At 34.1% G+C, this 16,755-nt stretch carries 13 protein-coding genes; 8 read left to right on the top strand and 5 right to left on the bottom strand.

Features of this window, described 5'->3' with window-relative positions; all coding sequences use genetic code 11:
* Positions 1-363 precede the first annotated feature (363 nt).
* On the bottom strand, positions 364-2,142 hold the full coding sequence (locus AMQ68_RS07735) for a long-chain fatty acid--CoA ligase (RefSeq protein WP_054510083.1): 1,779 nt from the start codon (positions 2,140-2,142) through the stop codon (positions 364-366).
* Between the two features lie 241 nt (positions 2,143-2,383).
* On the opposite strand from AMQ68_RS07735, the gene AMQ68_RS07730 reads away from it, so the two are divergent.
* The gene (locus tag AMQ68_RS07730; protein WP_054510082.1) at positions 2,384-3,523 is read left to right on the top strand and encodes an acyl-CoA dehydrogenase; all 1,140 of its coding nucleotides are present in this window, start codon (positions 2,384-2,386) and stop codon (positions 3,521-3,523) included.
* Positions 3,524-3,549: 26 nt separating this feature from the next.
* A complete protein-coding gene (locus tag AMQ68_RS07725) occupies positions 3,550-3,915 on the top strand; it encodes a hypothetical protein (RefSeq protein ID WP_054510081.1) in 366 nt (121 codons plus the stop codon).
* A 299-nt stretch (positions 3,916-4,214) separates the two neighbouring features.
* Here AMQ68_RS07725 and AMQ68_RS07720 read toward each other — a convergent pair whose 3' ends face one another.
* The gene (locus AMQ68_RS07720) at positions 4,215-5,267 is read right to left on the bottom strand and encodes a cupin domain-containing protein (protein WP_054510080.1); all 1,053 of its coding nucleotides are present in this window, start codon (positions 5,265-5,267) and stop codon (positions 4,215-4,217) included.
* 352 nt (positions 5,268-5,619) lie between these two features.
* The gene (locus tag AMQ68_RS07715; RefSeq protein ID WP_054510079.1) at positions 5,620-6,558 is read right to left on the bottom strand and encodes a DUF4349 domain-containing protein; all 939 of its coding nucleotides are present in this window, start codon (positions 6,556-6,558) and stop codon (positions 5,620-5,622) included.
* 428 nt (positions 6,559-6,986) lie between these two features.
* On the opposite strand from AMQ68_RS07715, the gene AMQ68_RS07710 reads away from it, so the two are divergent.
* Positions 6,987-9,218 carry a reprolysin-like metallopeptidase gene (locus AMQ68_RS07710; protein ID WP_054510078.1) on the top strand — a complete coding sequence of 744 codons (2,232 nt, stop codon included), beginning with the start codon at positions 6,987-6,989 and terminating at the stop codon, positions 9,216-9,218.
* A gap of 80 nt (positions 9,219-9,298) precedes the next feature.
* On the opposite strand, the gene AMQ68_RS07705 is transcribed toward AMQ68_RS07710, so the two are convergent.
* Together AMQ68_RS07705 and AMQ68_RS07700 are read right to left on the bottom strand one after the other, a co-directional pair.
* Complete coding sequence (locus tag AMQ68_RS07705; protein ID WP_054510077.1) at positions 9,299-10,894, bottom strand: peptide chain release factor 3; 1,596 nt, start codon at positions 10,892-10,894, stop codon at positions 9,299-9,301.
* Positions 10,895-11,171: 277 nt separating this feature from the next.
* Complete coding sequence (locus tag AMQ68_RS07700) at positions 11,172-12,362, bottom strand: MFS transporter (protein ID WP_054510076.1); 1,191 nt, start codon at positions 12,360-12,362, stop codon at positions 11,172-11,174.
* Positions 12,363-12,520: 158 nt separating this feature from the next.
* On the opposite strand from AMQ68_RS07700, the gene AMQ68_RS07695 reads away from it, so the two are divergent.
* The 5 genes from AMQ68_RS07695 to AMQ68_RS07675 all read left to right on the top strand — a co-directional run bounded on the left by AMQ68_RS07695 (position 12,521) and on the right by AMQ68_RS07675 (position 16,466).
* Positions 12,521-13,351, top strand: coding sequence for a CPBP family intramembrane glutamic endopeptidase (locus tag AMQ68_RS07695; RefSeq protein ID WP_054510075.1), 831 nt, complete (start codon positions 12,521-12,523; stop codon positions 13,349-13,351).
* 99 nt (positions 13,352-13,450) lie between these two features.
* Complete coding sequence (gene rdgB / locus AMQ68_RS07690; protein ID WP_123905664.1) at positions 13,451-14,035, top strand: RdgB/HAM1 family non-canonical purine NTP pyrophosphatase; 585 nt, start codon at positions 13,451-13,453, stop codon at positions 14,033-14,035.
* A gap of 198 nt (positions 14,036-14,233) precedes the next feature.
* Positions 14,234-15,148, top strand: coding sequence for a ribonuclease Z (locus tag AMQ68_RS07685; RefSeq protein ID WP_054510074.1), 915 nt, complete (start codon positions 14,234-14,236; stop codon positions 15,146-15,148).
* Between the two features lie 10 nt (positions 15,149-15,158).
* A complete protein-coding gene (locus AMQ68_RS07680) occupies positions 15,159-15,926 on the top strand; it encodes a TIGR02757 family protein (protein ID WP_123905663.1) in 768 nt (255 codons plus the stop codon).
* Positions 15,927-15,935: 9 nt separating this feature from the next.
* Positions 15,936-16,466: a DUF1003 domain-containing protein gene (locus AMQ68_RS07675; RefSeq protein ID WP_054510072.1), complete on the top strand. Its 531-nt coding sequence runs from the start codon at positions 15,936-15,938 to the stop codon at positions 16,464-16,466.
* Positions 16,467-16,755 lie beyond the last annotated feature (289 nt).

Raw genomic sequence — 16,755 nt, 5'->3', positions numbered from 1 at the left:
ATTATAAAACCCTATTTATTCTGTATATTTAAAAAGGCAAATATGTGTTGTTACAAACGTAGTAATTTTTTAAATTAATTATATTATAAAAATGCTGTAAATTTATTTTTTTAATATATATAGTATTTTGGTGATAATGTGATGAATTGTTTAAATGTTATTTTTATTTTTCACGAAAAAAGACTTACTGTAACTGTTTGATTAGATTGAGTTTTTTAAATATTATATTTCAAATTATTTAAGAAAAAAAATAGGTTTTAAAATGGATATGCATTATTAAAATATTTTTTGATCAGAATTTAATTAAACTTCTATCAGGTAATATGAAATAAAAAAACCGTTTCAATTGAAACGGTTTCTGTTTTATTCGTGATGTTCGTACATCTTATTATACAAATCTAAAAACTTCTCTTTTATGGCTTTTCTTTTTAGCTTTAAAGTCGGAGTAAGGAGTCCGGCATCAATGCTCCAGACTTCGGGAGTTAATTCAATTTTTTTAATCTTCTCCCAGTTTCCAAGATGTTCGTTGATTCCTTCGATTTCTTTTTCTATTCGATCTTTTAATTCAGGGCTTTTTGCAATTTCCTGAGGAGTAGAGCCAATGCTTAGATTGTTTCTCATGGCCCAGCTTTTTGCAAATTCAAAATCTGGCTGAACGAATGCGCAAGGCATTTTTTCACCATCACCCACCACCATAATCTGTTCGATAAATTTTGAAGCTTTGGCTAAATTTTCAATCGTTTGTGGAGCAATGTATTTTCCACCTGATGTTTTAAACATTTCCTTCTTACGGTCAGTGATCTGTAAAAATCCTTCGCTGTCGATATGTCCAATATCTCCAGTTTTGAAATATCCGTCATCTGTGAAGACCTCTTTGGTCATTTCGTCATTTTTAAAATACCCTTTAAAAATGGACGGTCCCTTTACGGTAATTTCTCCATCTGCCTGAATTTTCACGGTAAGATTATCCAAAGGTAATCCAACCGTTCCTATTTTCATTTTATCAAAACTGTTCACAGAAATTACAGGAGAAGTTTCTGTTAAGCCATAACCTTCCAAGATAGGAATACCGGCGTTTTGGAACATTAAATTCAATCTTGTAGACAAAGCCGCAGAACCTGAAACTAACGTGATAATTTCGCCTCCTAGACCTTCTCTCCACTTTTTAAAGACGAGCTTGTCTGCAATGATTTCCTGTAATCCCGATGGTCTTGAAATTTCTTTCTTTTTCTGAATTAAATGTAAGGCCCAGAAGAAGATTTTTGATTTCAATCCACCTGCAGAAGAACCTGTATTGTAAATTTTATCGTAAACTTTTTCTACCAATCTTGGGACCACGCTCATGTAGTGAGGCTTTATTTCTTTTACGTTTTCGCCCATCTTATCGATGCTTTCGGCGAAATAGATAGAAAACCCATTATATTGGAAGAGATAGAAAAGCATTCTTTCAAAAATATGGCAGATCGGTAAAAAGCTCAGTACTCTCGTATCTTTATAATCTAAGCTTTTTTTCTTAGGAATTCTTGGGATTGAACCCAATACATTAGAAACAATATTATGATGGGTTAATAATACACCTTTAGGTCTTCCTGTGGTTCCTGAAGTATAAATAATAGTAGCAAGATCTTCCGGATTAATGGCATTGGAAAGCTCTTCAATCTCAATTTGGGTAGAATCGTCTTCTCCAAGATCCAAAATTTCTCTCCAATTGGCAGCGCCACTTATCTTATCAAAAGTAAAAATACCCTGTAATGAAGGAATATTATGTTTCACTTTCATTACTTTGGCCAATAGATCTTTATCGGAAACAAAGCAGTATTGTATTTCAGCATTGGTGAAGATAAATTCATAATCTTCAGGGGAAATACTTGGGTAAACAGGTACGGAAACTACTCCGATCTGGGAAAGCCCAAGGTCCATGATTGCCCATTCTGTGCGGGAATTGGTGGTGATCAAAGCGATTTTATCTCCAGGCTTTATACCCAGCTTTAAAAGTCCTCTTGATATCTTATTTCCTTCATTGATAAACTCCTGTGTAGAAGTTTTTTTCCATTCTCCATGATATTTCGTCACAAACATATCAGCCTTAGGAAATTTTTCTAAAGCGTAGTGAGGTATATCAAATAATCTTTTGATCGTCATGATTTTTTATAAATTTTATAAAGAATTCTAAATATAAGCATTTTTTTTAATTACAGAAATTAGAAACAAGAAGTTATAAATTAATAAAATGTATGCCATAATATATTGAATTATTCATGGTAAAACGAGATATTATGAATATTTAAGAATCATAATTCTTCAACGAACCCCTAATTTGTAATACTATTTCCAGATTTCGTTAAAAAGTGTAAATTTACGACTATCTAATTATTAAATTTTTATGGACTTTAATTTATCAGAAGAACAGCTGATGATTCAGCAGGCTGCAAGAGATTTTGCGCAAACAGAACTTTTACCTGAAGTTATCGAGAGAGACAGAGAGCAGAAGTTTCCTACAGAGCAGGTGAAGAAAATGGGAGAAATGGGGCTTTTAGGAATGATGGTGGACCCTAAATACGGTGGAGCAGGTATGGACAGTGTCTCTTACGTTTTAGCAATGGAGGAGATCGCAAAAATCGATGCTTCTGCAGCTGTTGTAATGTCTGTAAACAATTCATTAGTTTGTGCAGGTCTTGAAAAATTTGCGTCTGAAGAGCAGAAAGTTAAATATCTTACGCCATTAGCAAGTGGTAAAGTGATTGGTGCTTTCGCTTTATCTGAGCCTGAGGCGGGTTCTGATGCTACTTCTCAGAAAACGACAGCAGAAGACAAAGGAGACTATTATCTTTTGAATGGGATCAAAAACTGGATCACCAACGGAGGAACTGCATCTTACTATATTGTAATTGCACAAACAGACCCTGAGAAAAAACATAAAGGTATCAACGCATTTATCGTAGAAAGAGGTTGGGAAGGTTTCGAGATCGGAGCAAAAGAAGACAAATTAGGAATCAGAGGAAGTGATACCCATTCTTTGATCTTTAATAACGTAAAAGTACCGAAGGAAAACAGAATTGGTGAAGACGGATTTGGATTCAATTTTGCTATGGCTGTATTGAACGGAGGTAGAATTGGTATTGCTTCTCAGGCGTTAGGAATTGCTTCCGGAGCTTACGAATTGGCACTTAAATATGCTAAAACAAGAAAAGCTTTCAAAACTGAAATCATCAACCACCAGGCAATTGCTTTCAAATTAGCTGATATGGCGACTCAGATCACAGCAGCAAGAATGCTTTGTTATAAAGCGGCTGTAGAAAAAGACGCTGGTAAAGACATCTCTGAAAGTGGAGCGATGGCAAAACTATACTCTTCTCAAGTGGCGATGGATACTACTATTGAAGCAGTACAGATCCACGGTGGATACGGTTACGTAAAAGAATACCATGTTGAAAGAATGATGCGTGATGCGAAAATCACTCAGATTTATGAAGGAACTTCTGAAATCCAAAGAATTGTGATTTCGAGAAGTATTGCAAAATAAAACCTTAACAAACACACGATATCACTATGAAAAAATCTTTTTGGATCACCCTCGGCGTTGTTTTACTGTTGTTAGGAGTATTTATCTGGTATAAATATTTCTTTGTTTTCGGAGAAGGAGTAAAATCCGGTTATCTGAATTATGCCATTAAAAAAGGTTATGTTTTCAAAACCTATGAAGGCAAATTAATTCAGGAAGGTTTCGGAAGAGGTAAAGCGGGAAGTATTACAAGTTATGAATTTGAGTTTTCTGTCTCAGATCCGGAAGTTTTTAAACAACTGGAGCTAAACAGCGGGAAATCTTTTGATCTTCATTATAAAGAGTACAACGGGGCTCTGCCATGGAGAGGAAATACAACCTATGTTGTAGACAAAATAGTGAATATGAAATAATAGCAAAAGGCTCTCAATTTGGGAGCCTTTTACTTTCACTAATCACATAACTTTAATACAATATTTTTGAATACTTTTTAGAGCTTTTAGTCATTCCGAAAAACGAACTCACCTCTATGTATTTTACTTAATTTATTCTTTTGTAAGCATTGTTTTCAAATAGCTCAACTTTATTAAATGATTCAATAATAGATTTTGTGCCTTTTGCGGTTAAATTTTGTAAATAATTTAAACAGGCTTATATTTAAAACCTTTGCTTCATTTAATGGTTAACGGTTTTAATAAAGACTTAGTATATATTATGTAATGATAAACTTATCTGAAGTTGGAAATTGATCAATAATTTCATCACCAACGCCAAAATTACCTTTCAAAATATCCTTAGGATTTCCACTGATCCAGCTGCTTAGATCAATGGCTTCATATAAACCATTATTAAATCCAAGCAAGACAATTAATTTTTCTGTACCTATATTTTTAATATAATGTCCGGCTCCCATGGGAACATAGCCAACATCACCTTTATTAAACTCATCTTTTACAAATTGTCCTTCCGCCAAGAAAACGCCCATTTCAGCTTTTCCCTGAATGTAATATTGCCATTCGTCTGCGTTAGGATGCCAGTGCATTTCTCGTAATCCACCAGGTTCTATCTCAAAAATGCTTCCGGTGATGGTTTTGGCAATATCAAATTCTTTTTGAGTAACCACTTTCTGCAAACCTCCACCAGGAACTACCACCGGCTGTTGAGCTCCAAGAGGGTAGCGGTGCTTAGAAACTAACGAAATCTCAGCTCTGGGCGACGCCAATCCGGAATGAATATCAGGAAGTTTACATTGTGCAAAATAAGCTTCCCCTTGATATAATTTTTTAACCTCTTCTTCAGTTATTCCTAAATTTTGTGCTGCAATTTCTACAGGAACACTGGAAATAAAATCGGTAATACTGAACGTATGATCTTCTGAAAAATCACCATTATCAAATATGAGAATAAAATCAAAATTGAAAAGAATAAAATGACAGGCTTCACTGCTGATACATTGCAAAACATGCCCAAACCCTCTTGGGAAATACCAGACGTCACCGGGATTAAAAGTGTCTATAGAAACATTCCCTTCAGGATCAATAACGGTAGTTCTCATTCTTCCTTCCAAAACATAGCCCCATTCTGCGGCGTTGGCATGCCAATGAAGCTCACGGATGGCTCCGGGTTCCAAATGCATACTTACTCCTGCCAGATTTTGCGAAGCTTCAAATTCCTTTACAGAAACACCTCTTGTAATTCCGCCAGGTCCAAGGCGAGGTTCTTTTTTCTCTAATTCATATTTAAAGTTGGGAAGTTCTTTGCTCATTGGTCATTATTTCTACAATAAAGTTAGAAATAAGTTATTATGTATTGCGTATAATTTTCATTAAAATATTATTAAAATAAAAATCCATCACGAGGATGGATTTAAATAATCAACTTGTTTAAACTTTTATTTTAACCGCAAAAGTGACAAAAGATTAACACATTAGTGACTTTAAGTTGAGCATTAAGCTACAAATAAGAGCACATAAGTTTTTAAAAATCTTTGCATATTGAGTGGAGTCGAAATATTATTCTTTTGTAGACTTTTGCTTTCTCAATAACCAATCCTTAATAAATCAACGATAGCTTTTGATTTTGCGGTTAAATTTTTAATTAGTTTAAACAGGTTCAATTTAATTAGAATCGTTATTTGGAAGATTTTTGTTTTTCTTTTTATAAAAATAATATCCAATTCCTGCAATTAAAAGTAAAGGCCATAACGGAAGGATAAAAAGGAAAATAGAAGTAATGACATTCCAACCTGAAGAAATGGCGGCTAAAGATTTACCTCCGAAAGATTCGGAATCTTCATTTTCGATGTAAGTATCTTTATTTCCATAGAGGGTTATATTTAATTCGCATAGGGTATTTTGTGCAAGATCCTGTCCGGAAACCTCAATGGTTTTATTTTCAACTTTTCCGATGTTATTATTGCTTAATTCATCCATTAAATATTCAAACTTCTGAATCGGAACTTTTACTTTTAAATAAGCTATTTTGTTTTCATTATTTAAGGATATGTTTTCACTTCTTATGAAACCGTCGTATTTTTTTACTTCTTCTTTTACAATTTCTTTTGCGGTTTCGGCATCGTTTACGGTAAGTTCTAAGGTTCCTGTTTTTACCATTTTATTCTTAGGAACATTGAGTTCATAATTTTCAGTTTTTGGTTTGTCTTTATAAATGATTTTGGTTTCCTTAATGACTTTCGGGGCTGGAACGTTCACCACAATTTTTTCAGATTTTTTTTGGAGAGAATCTTTCTTTTCAATTTTTGATTCCAATTTTGTAGCGGTAATTTTATCAGATAAAGAATCGACCATTTTTGAAGTAGCCTCTATTTTATCTTTCATTCCGTTTTTGGTGTCTTCAAATTCTTTTATTTTAACATTGGCGGAATCTAAAACAGCATTGGCAGAATGATTAACCGAATTAATAGTTTCGGACGCAACGGTTGCAGCGCTGTCTGCAGAATTCACTGCTTTTTCAAATTGAGACGACGTAGCAGCTTCTCCTTTTTTACACATAATGAAAGTGCTTGATAGAGCAACCAGTAAGATGAACTTTTTCATAACATTAATTTTTTTGATGAGGTAAAATTAGCGGTGAAGTTCTTGTAGCGCTTGTAAAAGGAGTGTATTGTGTTGGTAAATTTGTAAATATTTAAAAATCAATAATCTATTTCTGTTTTACAATTATTTTACAAGAGTTTTATCTCCATTTTTATGCTGATCAATGAGTTTTAGGACTCTCCTTAAATACTTTTTTTCTTATTAATAATTAAAATTCAATTCTTTTTTCTTTAAAATAAATAGAATGCTTTATAAAATCCATTAATATTTTTTAATTGTGTAAATATTTGAATTTCAGCTAATTATGTTTTGATTATTTTTATATTTGTTACATAGTAAATAATCTAGTTTTTTATTTACTTAAGAAAGAAGGAGAAAATGAAGGAGATTTTTATTTGATACTTTATTAACCTTAAACAACATAAATTATGAAGATTAAATTATTATTTTATTTGGGGATATTTCTTTTATCCTTCTCTGTCAAAGCGCAGGATTTTTTTACCACCATCAGTGAAAGGTCTATTAAGGCAGACCCCAAGAACAGAACTGTACAACCCGAAAAATTTCTTACGTATACATTAGATGTAGCAGGGATGAAAAGCTATTTCAATTCAGTTCCTGAACTTAGGGATACTGATTTTAAAGATAAAGCGCCCATCATTGTTTTACCGATGCCTGACGGTACGAAAGCAAAATTCAGAATTTGGAAGTCTTCAGTAATGGCTCCTGAATTAGCCCAAAAATTTCCTCAGTTGGTTACGTTAACAGGGCAGGGGATGGATGATAAATATGCAACCATAAAATTAGATTTCACAGAGTTAGGATTTCATGCTCAGGTAAAGTCTGTTATGACAGGGGATTTGTATATTGATCCGTATGCAAAAAACGATACTGATCATTATATCATTTACAAAAAGAATGATTTGGTTAATAAGAACCCAAGAATATGCGGAACGAAAGATGATGTGTTTAAATTAGAAAAAAAAAATCATCAAAAAACCGTTACCCCAAGCGTAGGTAATCAGATTAGAATTTTTAGGTTTGCGGTAGCGTGTACCGGTGAGTACGCACAAGCTGCAACAGGATTGTCTTCACCTACGGTTGCTCAAACGTTGTCGGCTATTGTAACAACGGTGAACAGAGTAAATGGAGTATTTGAGCAGGAAGTTGCTACTAGGTTGGTATTGGTAGCCAATGAATCTTCTATTGTTTTTACAAATCCATCTACAGATCCTTTTGATGGAAATGATGATCCGGATATATTGATTGAAGAAAGCCAAGAGCTAATTGATGCCATCATAGGAACGGCTAATTATGACATAGGACATACTTTTAGTACCGGAGGTGGCGGATTAGCAGGATTGGGAGTTATATGCGAGGAGGAGGAGAAAGCCTATGGAATTACAGGTTCCACTAATCCTGTAGGAGATCCTTATGATATTGATTATGTTTCTCATGAAGTAGGACATCAGTTTGGTGGACCTCATAGTTTTAATGCAGAAACAGGGAATTGCGGATGGGGAAATCGTGATGATGATAATGCGGTAGAACCTGGAAGCGGAATCACAATTATGGCTTATGCAGGTATTTGTGGGAGTGCAAATGATTTAGCACCTAATAGTATTCCTATTTTTCATACCAAATCATTTCAATCTATCACAGAAACCATTGAATCAACAGATTGTCAGGTTGTAAGTCCTGTTGCGAATACAGCTCCTGTTGTCAACGCAGGAAATAATTATACAATCCCTAAAAGTACGCCGTTTAAATTAACAGGTTCTGCCACGGATGCTCAAAATAATGCATTAACCTATGCTTGGGAACAAAATGATATAGGACCTGCTGGAAACTGGAATGCTCCATCCGGAAATGCTCCATTATTCAGATCATTTCTGCCTACTGACGTTCCTTACAGATACTTTCCAAAAATTACAGATGTTATCAATAATACGGTAACTAAAGGAGAAATTTTGCCATCGTATGCAAGAACCATGGAGTTCAGATTGACCGTGAGAGATAATAACGCTGGTTGTGGAGGGGTTGCCAATGATGATGCTGCAATTACGGTGGATGGTAATTCAGGGCCGTTTAAAGTAACCGCACCGAGCACAGCAGTAAACTGGACAGGCAATACTTCTCAAACCATAACATGGGATGTTGCCAATACAACCGCTGCACCTGTGAATTGTGCCAATGTAAGTATTTTACTTTCCACAGACGGCGGTCTTACCTATCCAACTATCATTATAGCTTCTACTCCAAATGATGGTTCTGAGGTTATTACTGTTCCGAATGTAAATACAACACAGGCCAGAATTATGGTTGCAGGAGAAGGAAATGTTTTTTATAATATCAATCCTGTTAACTTTACCATTACGCAGGTATTGGGTGTGAATGAAGTAGGAGGAAATAAAGAGGTATTTGTGGTTTACCCTAATCCGGGTAAAGATCTTGTAAACATCAAGTTTGTAAATCAAAATGAACCATATGATGTTACAATATACGATGTAAGTGGAAAATTAGTGTTTAGCAAGTTGAATAATAAATTGAACCATGATAAAGTGGGTACTTTTAATGTAGGTCATTTAATTAAAGGAGATTATGTGATCAGTATTAAATCTAAAAATATGGATAAGACCATAAAATGGATTAAAGAATAAGTAAATCATCAAGCCTATAGTAAGAAAGAAACCGTTCAGGATATTTGAACGGTTTCTTTTGTTTTATGTATAAATCAAATTTATTCTTGTTTAAATTCACTGATAAAATGCAGCTTCACATTCGGGAATTTTTCCTGAGTCATGTGAATTGTGAAAGATGAATCTGCTAAAAATACCAATTGATTGTATTTGTCTCTGGCTAAGAATCTTTGTTTTAATCTTGCAAATTCTTTAAATTCATCTGATTTTTCGTCGGCTTCTACCCAACACGCTTTATGCATGGAAAGAGGTTCATACGTACATTTTGCACCGTATTCATGTTCCAAACGATATTGAATAACTTCATACTGAAGGGCACCTACCGTTCCGATGATCTTTCTGTTGTTCATTTCAAGTATAAATAACTGAGCAACACCTTCGTCCATTAGCTGATCGATACCTTTAGCCAATTGCTTAGCTTTTAACGGATCACTGTTATTGATATAACGGAAATGTTCCGGAGAGAAGTTTGGAATTCCTTTAAAGCTTAGTTTTTCACCTCCTGTTAAAGTATCTCCAATCCTGAAACTTCCAGTATCATGAAGACCAACGATATCTCCCGGGAAACTTTCGTCTACCACTTCTTTTTTATCAGCGAAAAAGGCGTTTGGAGAAGAAAACTTCATCTTTTTACCTTCTCTTACCAATAGATAATTTTCATTTCTTTTAAATACTCCTGAAACAATTTTCACGAAAGCCAAACGGTCTCTGTGTTTCGGGTCCATATTCGCGTGGATCTTGAAAACAAATCCTGTAAATGTATTTTCTTCAGGCTTTACAATACGGCTATCACTTTCTTTTGGCTGAGGCATGGGTGCGATTTCAATAAAAGCATCCAATAATTCTCTTACCCCAAAATTATTTAAAGCAGAACCAAAGAAAACAGGTTGAAGATCACCATTCATGTATTCTTCACGGTTGAATTCCGGGTAAACAGATTGTACCAGATCAAGCTCTTCACGTAAATTTTTTGCTGCTTTCTCTCCAATAATTTCATCGATTGTTGGATCGTTGATATCATCAAATTTGATCGCTTCCCCAACTCTCTGTTTTTTCTCTTCTAAGAATAACTGAATATTGTTTTCCCAGATATTATAAATTCCCTGAAAATCAGCTCCCATCCCAATTGGAATAGAAAGAGGAACCACTCTTAATCCTAATTTTTGCTCAACTTCATCCAATAGATCGAAGGCATCTTTACCTTCACGGTCTAATTTATTAATGAAAACCAACATGGGGATGTTTCTCATTCTACAAACCTGAACCAATTTTTGAGTTTGTTCCTCAACCCCTTTTGCAACGTCAATGACAACAATTACAGAGTCAACTGCGGTTAATGTTCTGTACGTATCTTCTGCAAAGTCTTTGTGACCTGGTGTATCTAGGATGTTGATTTTATAGCCTTTATATTCGAAAGCCAATACAGAAGTTGCCACAGAGATCCCTCTCTGTCTTTCAATTTCCATAAAGTCGGAGGTAGCTCCTTTTTTTATTTTGTTGGATTTTACTGCACCCGCTTCCTGAATTGCCCCTCCGAAAAGTAGCAACTTTTCTGTAAGAGTGGTTTTTCCGGCATCGGGGTGAGAGATAATCCCGAAAGTTTTTCTTTTTTCTATTTCTTTGATTAAGTCTGACATATCGTATTTTGAAGTTGCAAAAATCGTGAATTTTGTCGAATCCTGAAAATTTGATTTTTAAAACATTTATTTAAACACAAATAACACGAATTATTATCACAAATAAGCACAATTAAATTTGTGAAAATTTGTGAACACATTTGTGTAATTAGTGTTTCATTTTATAAACTTGATTTTCTTCTTATGTAATCTTAATTATTTTCAAAGTTTCACACTTTCTTAAGTGTTCTAATGTGTTACTCTTTTGAATCTTTTGTGGTTCAATTTTTGAAAGTTTTTAAGCCTGATCAAATTTTGATTTATTTTTAAGAACAAAAGCCAATCCCAGTCCCACAAAAACCATGGCAGCACTGAAAGGGAAAATATATTTCATCCCAAAAATATCGGCTACTGCACCAATTAGTGGCCCTGCAACCCCAAGGGAAAGATCAATAAAAAGTCCGTAACCTGCCAATGCAGAACCCTGACTGGAAGGAGAAACACTTTTTATGGCAACAACTCCCAATGCAGGAAATAGTAATGAAAATCCTAAACCGGTAACGCCGGCGCCAAGAAGTGCCATTTGGGAAGTCGTGGCAAAAGCAATAATTAAAAGTCCGATGGTTTCTACTAAAAGACAGGCAATAGCGACTTTTATTCCGCCATAATTATTAATGACATTACTGAAAACTAATCTTCCGGCAACGAATAATCCTCCAAAAATACTAAGGCATAAAGCACCATTATTCCAGTGGAAATAATTGTAATATAAAGTAATAAAGGTAGAAATACACGCAAATCCGAGTCCTCCTAAAGCAAGACAAATTCCGAAAGGTGCCACTTTGCCCAATACTTTCCAGAAAGATTGTGACTCCTTAGGATGGGTATTGGTTTTATTTTCTTTGGTTCTAGCGAAAAGAAATCCCAAAATCCCTAAGATAATAGAAATAATTCCAATTCCATAAAGACTGAATTTGTGTTCAATGATAATCCCCAGCGAAGCGCCGATTGCCAAGGCTCCATAGCAGGCGACCCCGTTGTAAGAAATAATTTTTGCAGTATACTTTTCACCCAAAGCCATAATCGCCCAGTTGATCGGGCTTGCTCCCACCATTCCTTCTGCACAACCTGTAAGCAAGCGGGTTATTATAAGAAAGGTAAGACTGATAAATGGGGAGAGTCTAAAATAATAAGCAATCATTAAAAAGATTCCTGTTAATGAAAAACTCAACATACTAAATAAGACAGCGGGTTTTGGACCTTTTCCATCAATGATCTTTCCGGAGTATGCCCTCAAAAAAAATGTAGAAACATATTGTAAACTGATGACCAATCCGGCAACAACCAAACTAAAACCTAAACTTTTATTAATAAAAATCGGAAGAACAGACAGAGATAATCCTATGATAAAGTATCCTACGAATGTAAAAGATACATAACTCATCAAGGATAAATTAACATTCTCTGACCGATTTACTAAACTATCCATGTGAAAAAAAATTAAGCTACAAAGTTACTTCAGAAAAAAATAGTATCAAGATAATAAGGCTGCTAAAAAGGTAATATTTATCATTCAAAACTTCAATAATGATTTACAATTCCATAAAATCAGTTACCTTTGTTACTATAAATTATTACAATATAAACATGGAAAACAGCAAATATCCAAAGTTTACGTTCACATGGATCGGAGGGGTTGTTTTATTGGGTGGATTAATGGCGGGAACCATGTTCATTTCTCTTTTTAGTACTTTTTGTAAAATTGTTTTCGGACAAAATATACAACTGAAAGATTGGTTTTTAATGCTTTCTAATGCGGCTGGATTTCTAACAGCTATTGCATTTTTTGATTTTTTAGTGGTAAGACCAACTACAAAAAAGAAACTGAATTTTAATTTTTCTCCCACGAATTTTTATACCTATCTGCTGATTTTTCCATTGATGATTGGGATGATGTTTATTGCAGAATTCATTGCAGCTCAAATTCCTACAACAGGATCTTTCTTTGGGAAATACTATGATTTTTTCACAGACCTGATGAATCAGCTGACGAGTGAGCCTATTACTATGATTATCACAGCCGTTATTATGGCACCGATTTTTGAGGAAATAATTTTCAGAGGAATCATTCAGAAAGGATTAATGAATAAAGGCGTAAAACCCTGGAAGGCGATTTTATTTTCTTCCATTATTTTCGGATTGGTTCATGCGAATCCGTGGCAGTTTGTAGGGGCCGTTTTATTAGGATGTGTACTTGGTTTGGTATATTATAAAACCAAGTCTTTACTATTACCGATGTTGTTGCATGGGTTTAATAATTTATGCTCATCATTATTAATTACCTATACTAAAAATGAAAGTTTTGCAGAAGCTTTTAAAGTTTCTGAATGGGTTATATTAGCCATCGGAATTGTACTTTTTTCTTTATTCTATTACCTTTTTATGAAGAAATATAAAGTGCATTATGCTGAAATGTAAATCTAAACGCAAATACCACAAATGACAATCGTGTTATTCGTGAAAATTATTTGTGCCTTTCGTGTTTAAACAAAAAAATAGAATTTAAAAAAAATGAAATTGGATATGGAATTATTGGTAGCAACACACAACGAACATAAAAAAGAAGAAATTCAGCAAATTTTAGGTAACGATTTTGTCGTAAAAAGCTTAGCTGATTATAATATTCACGAAGAAATTGTAGAAGACGGAGATTCTTTCAACGCCAATGCTTTAATTAAAGCTAAATACTGCTTCGAAAAAACAGGAATTCCAAGTTTAGGAGATGATAGCGGTTTGGTGGTAGAATCTTTAGACGGAAGACCCGGGATTTTCTCAGCGCGCTATGCAGGAGATCATGATTTTGCTAAAAATATTGCAAAAGTTTTAAGTGAAATGGAAGGTGTTGAAAATAGAAAAGCTTATTTCATCACTGTTCTATGTTATTATGATGAAAACGGGGCGAAATATTTCGACGGCCGAGCGCATGGAAATTTATTAACAGAAAATAAAGGATTCAAAGGGTTTGGATATGATCCAATCTTCGTTCCTGAAGGCTACGACTATACTTTTGCAGAAATGAATCCTGAAGATAAAAACAAGATCAGCCACCGTAAACAGGCGTTGGATCTATTTCTAGATTTTTTGAAAGTTACGGATAAATAAGATGAATTTTGGCTGAAGCCATTTGATGTTTTGTCATATTGTCAACGGACTAAAGTCCGTTCCTGTTGATTTGTCTTTCTGACTGATGAAGAATCTAAACAGATTCAATAGATTCTTCATTTCACCTTGTTACGTTCAGAATGACAACGGTTAAGTTAAAAATCTGTCGTACATTTGTCGGCATAATAAACTATTGTTTTGAGTACTTATTTAACGATACTAGGCTTTAATTCAGCGATTCCCACAGTGAATACTTCACCCACATCTCAGCTTTTAGAAATGGAAGAAAGATGTTTTTTGATAGATTGTGGTGAAGGAACGCAGGTACAGCTAAGGAAAGCAAAAGCGAAATTTTCAAAGATCAATCATATTTTTATTTCGCATCTTCACGGGGATCATTGTTTTGGTCTTCCTGGGCTTATTGCGTCTTTTAGGTTATTGGGACGTGATACTCCTTTGCATGTGTATGGGCCGAAAGGAATTAAAAAAATGCTTGATACCATCTTTACCATTACCGAAACCCATCGTGGATTTGAGGTGGTTTATCATGAATTAGACAAAGACTATTCTGAAAAGATTTATGAAGACGCTAGAGTAGAGGTTCATACGATTCCTTTAGATCACAGGATTTACTGTAACGGCTATCTTTTTAAAGAAAAACCGAAAGACAGACATCTGAATATGCAGGAGATTGCAAAGTATAATGAAATAGAATCTTGTGATTATCACAACATAAAAGCAGGAAAGGATTTTGTATTGAGCGATGGATATGTACTTAAAAATGAGGTATTGACAATTGATCCTGCGCCGTGCGTTTCTTATGCGTTCTGCAGTGATACCAGATATCTTGAAAGCGTAATCCCTATTATTAAAAATGTAACGGTTCTGTATCATGAATCTACGTTTTTGCATGACTTAAAAGAAATGGCTGATTATACAGGACATTCAACAGCATTGGAAGCTGCGAGGATTGCCCGGAAAGCAGAAGTTGGAAAACTTATTTTAGGACATTTCTCTAACAGATACGGTGATTTAACGGTATTTACAGATGAAGCCAGAACTATTTTTACCAATTCATTTTTACCAAAAGCATTGGAAAGTGTAAAATTTTAAAAATTGTATGTTGAATTTTGAAGAGCTTAAAAGCTTCTTAGACGAAAAAGCCGATCAGTATAATAATCCGGATTTTATTGAACATGATCCGCTACAGATTCCACACCGTTTTTCTTTACAGCAGGATATAGAAATTGCAGGTTTTTTATCGGCTACCATTTCTTGGGGAAACAGGAAAGCGATTATAAAATCGGCTGAGAAAATGCTCGACATTATGGGCAATTCGCCTTATGATTTTGTGATGAATTATTCTGAAAAAGACCTAGAATCTATTCAGGATAAAAGTATTCACAGAACTTTCAATGGTCAGGATTTTTCTTACTTTATTAAACAGTTCAATAGAATTTATAAGGAAAATGAAAGCTTGGAAGATTTATTTTTAATTAAAGATTCTGAAACCAATTTTTCTCATTCCATTGAAAGATTCAGAACACAATTTCTGGGAATTGAAAAACACAGAACGCACAAACACGTAAGTTCGCCCTATAAAAACTCTTCTACTAAAAGGATCATCATGTTTTTACGTTGGATGGTTCGCCAAGATAAAAAGGGAGTAGATTTTGGGATCTGGAAGAATATTGATCAAAAATATTTATCAATTCCATTGGATGTTCACACAGGAAATATCTCCCGAAAATTAGGATTGATCTCAAGAACTCAAAACGATTGGAAAACGGTGGAAGAACTCGATCTTATGATTAGAAAATTTGATGAAAAAGATCCTGCCAAATATGATTTTGCTTTGTTTGGATTGGGAGTAACAAAAGAATTATTATAAAATATAAAGATGAAAACACACAATGAAAAAATAGAAGTTTTAGAAAAAATTGCAAACGGAATTACTTGGTGGATTGGTTCTATACCATCACTTATTGTTCACACACTTTTTTTTATTATTTCTTTTCTTCTTCCTTTGCTGCACATGGTGGAGTTTGATAAAATGCTTTTGATTCTTACCACTGTAGTTTCTTTGGAAGCCATTTATCTGGCAATTTTTATCCAGATGTCGGTGAATAGAAGCCATGAAAAGATTGAAGATATTCAGGAAGACATTGAAGATATTCAGGAAGATATTGAGGAAATCAGTGAAGATATAGAAGAAATCAGCGAAGATATCGAGGAGATTAATGAAGATATTGAAGACATTCAGGAAGATATTGAAGAGATTAATGAAGAGGAGGAAGACGAAGATCATAACGAACGTGCTAAAACGGTAATGCTTAAAAGCCACGTAAGTTCTAATAAGAATGAAATTAAAGCGTTAAAAGATCAAATTTCTGAACTTCAATATATGATTGATCAACTTAAAAAAGATTAATTTTTTTATCCGGATTTCATGGTTAATATGAGTAAATGATATAATTAAAGAAAAGACTAATATTTTATTAGTCTTTTTTTTGTTTGCTATGAATTATCGAAGAATTTGCCATGAAGATGAATTGAATTATTATCATTAATAATTAATATTAGGTAGGGATTTGTTTAATAAAAATGGTATTTTTGAATAAACACTCATGAAATGCTAAATTATAAACTGAAAAACTACCTTTTTTTCGTATTCCTTTTTTTGATCCCAACTTCTCTATTTTCACAGAGGAAGCCCCCTA

Source organism: Chryseobacterium sp. ERMR1:04, assembly GCF_001297705.1.
Taxonomy (GTDB): domain Bacteria; phylum Bacteroidota; class Bacteroidia; order Flavobacteriales; family Weeksellaceae; genus Chryseobacterium.
This window is presented reverse-complemented; position numbering and strand designations above follow the sequence as displayed.

What these genes read in the sequence shown, in the direction of transcription:
- AMQ68_RS07700 (WP_054510076.1), bottom strand. Translation starts at nt 12,362, where the DNA reads ATGGATAGTTTAGTAAATCGGTCAGAGAATGTTAATTTATCCTTGATG.
- AMQ68_RS07730 (WP_054510082.1), top strand. Translation starts at nt 2,384, where the DNA reads ATGGACTTTAATTTATCAGAAGAACAGCTGATGATTCAGCAGGCTGCA.
- AMQ68_RS07695 (WP_054510075.1), top strand. Translation starts at nt 12,521, where the DNA reads ATGGAAAACAGCAAATATCCAAAGTTTACGTTCACATGGATCGGAGGG.
- AMQ68_RS07705 (WP_054510077.1), bottom strand. Translation starts at nt 10,894, where the DNA reads ATGTCAGACTTAATCAAAGAAATAGAAAAAAGAAAAACTTTCGGGATT.
- AMQ68_RS07725 (WP_054510081.1), top strand. Translation starts at nt 3,550, where the DNA reads ATGAAAAAATCTTTTTGGATCACCCTCGGCGTTGTTTTACTGTTGTTA.
- AMQ68_RS07715 (WP_054510079.1), bottom strand. Translation starts at nt 6,558, where the DNA reads ATGAAAAAGTTCATCTTACTGGTTGCTCTATCAAGCACTTTCATTATG.
- AMQ68_RS07720 (WP_054510080.1), bottom strand. Translation starts at nt 5,267, where the DNA reads ATGAGCAAAGAACTTCCCAACTTTAAATATGAATTAGAGAAAAAAGAA.
- AMQ68_RS07735 (WP_054510083.1), bottom strand. Translation starts at nt 2,142, where the DNA reads ATGACGATCAAAAGATTATTTGATATACCTCACTACGCTTTAGAAAAA.
- AMQ68_RS07710 (WP_054510078.1), top strand. Translation starts at nt 6,987, where the DNA reads ATGAAGATTAAATTATTATTTTATTTGGGGATATTTCTTTTATCCTTC.
- AMQ68_RS07675 (WP_054510072.1), top strand. Translation starts at nt 15,936, where the DNA reads ATGAAAACACACAATGAAAAAATAGAAGTTTTAGAAAAAATTGCAAAC.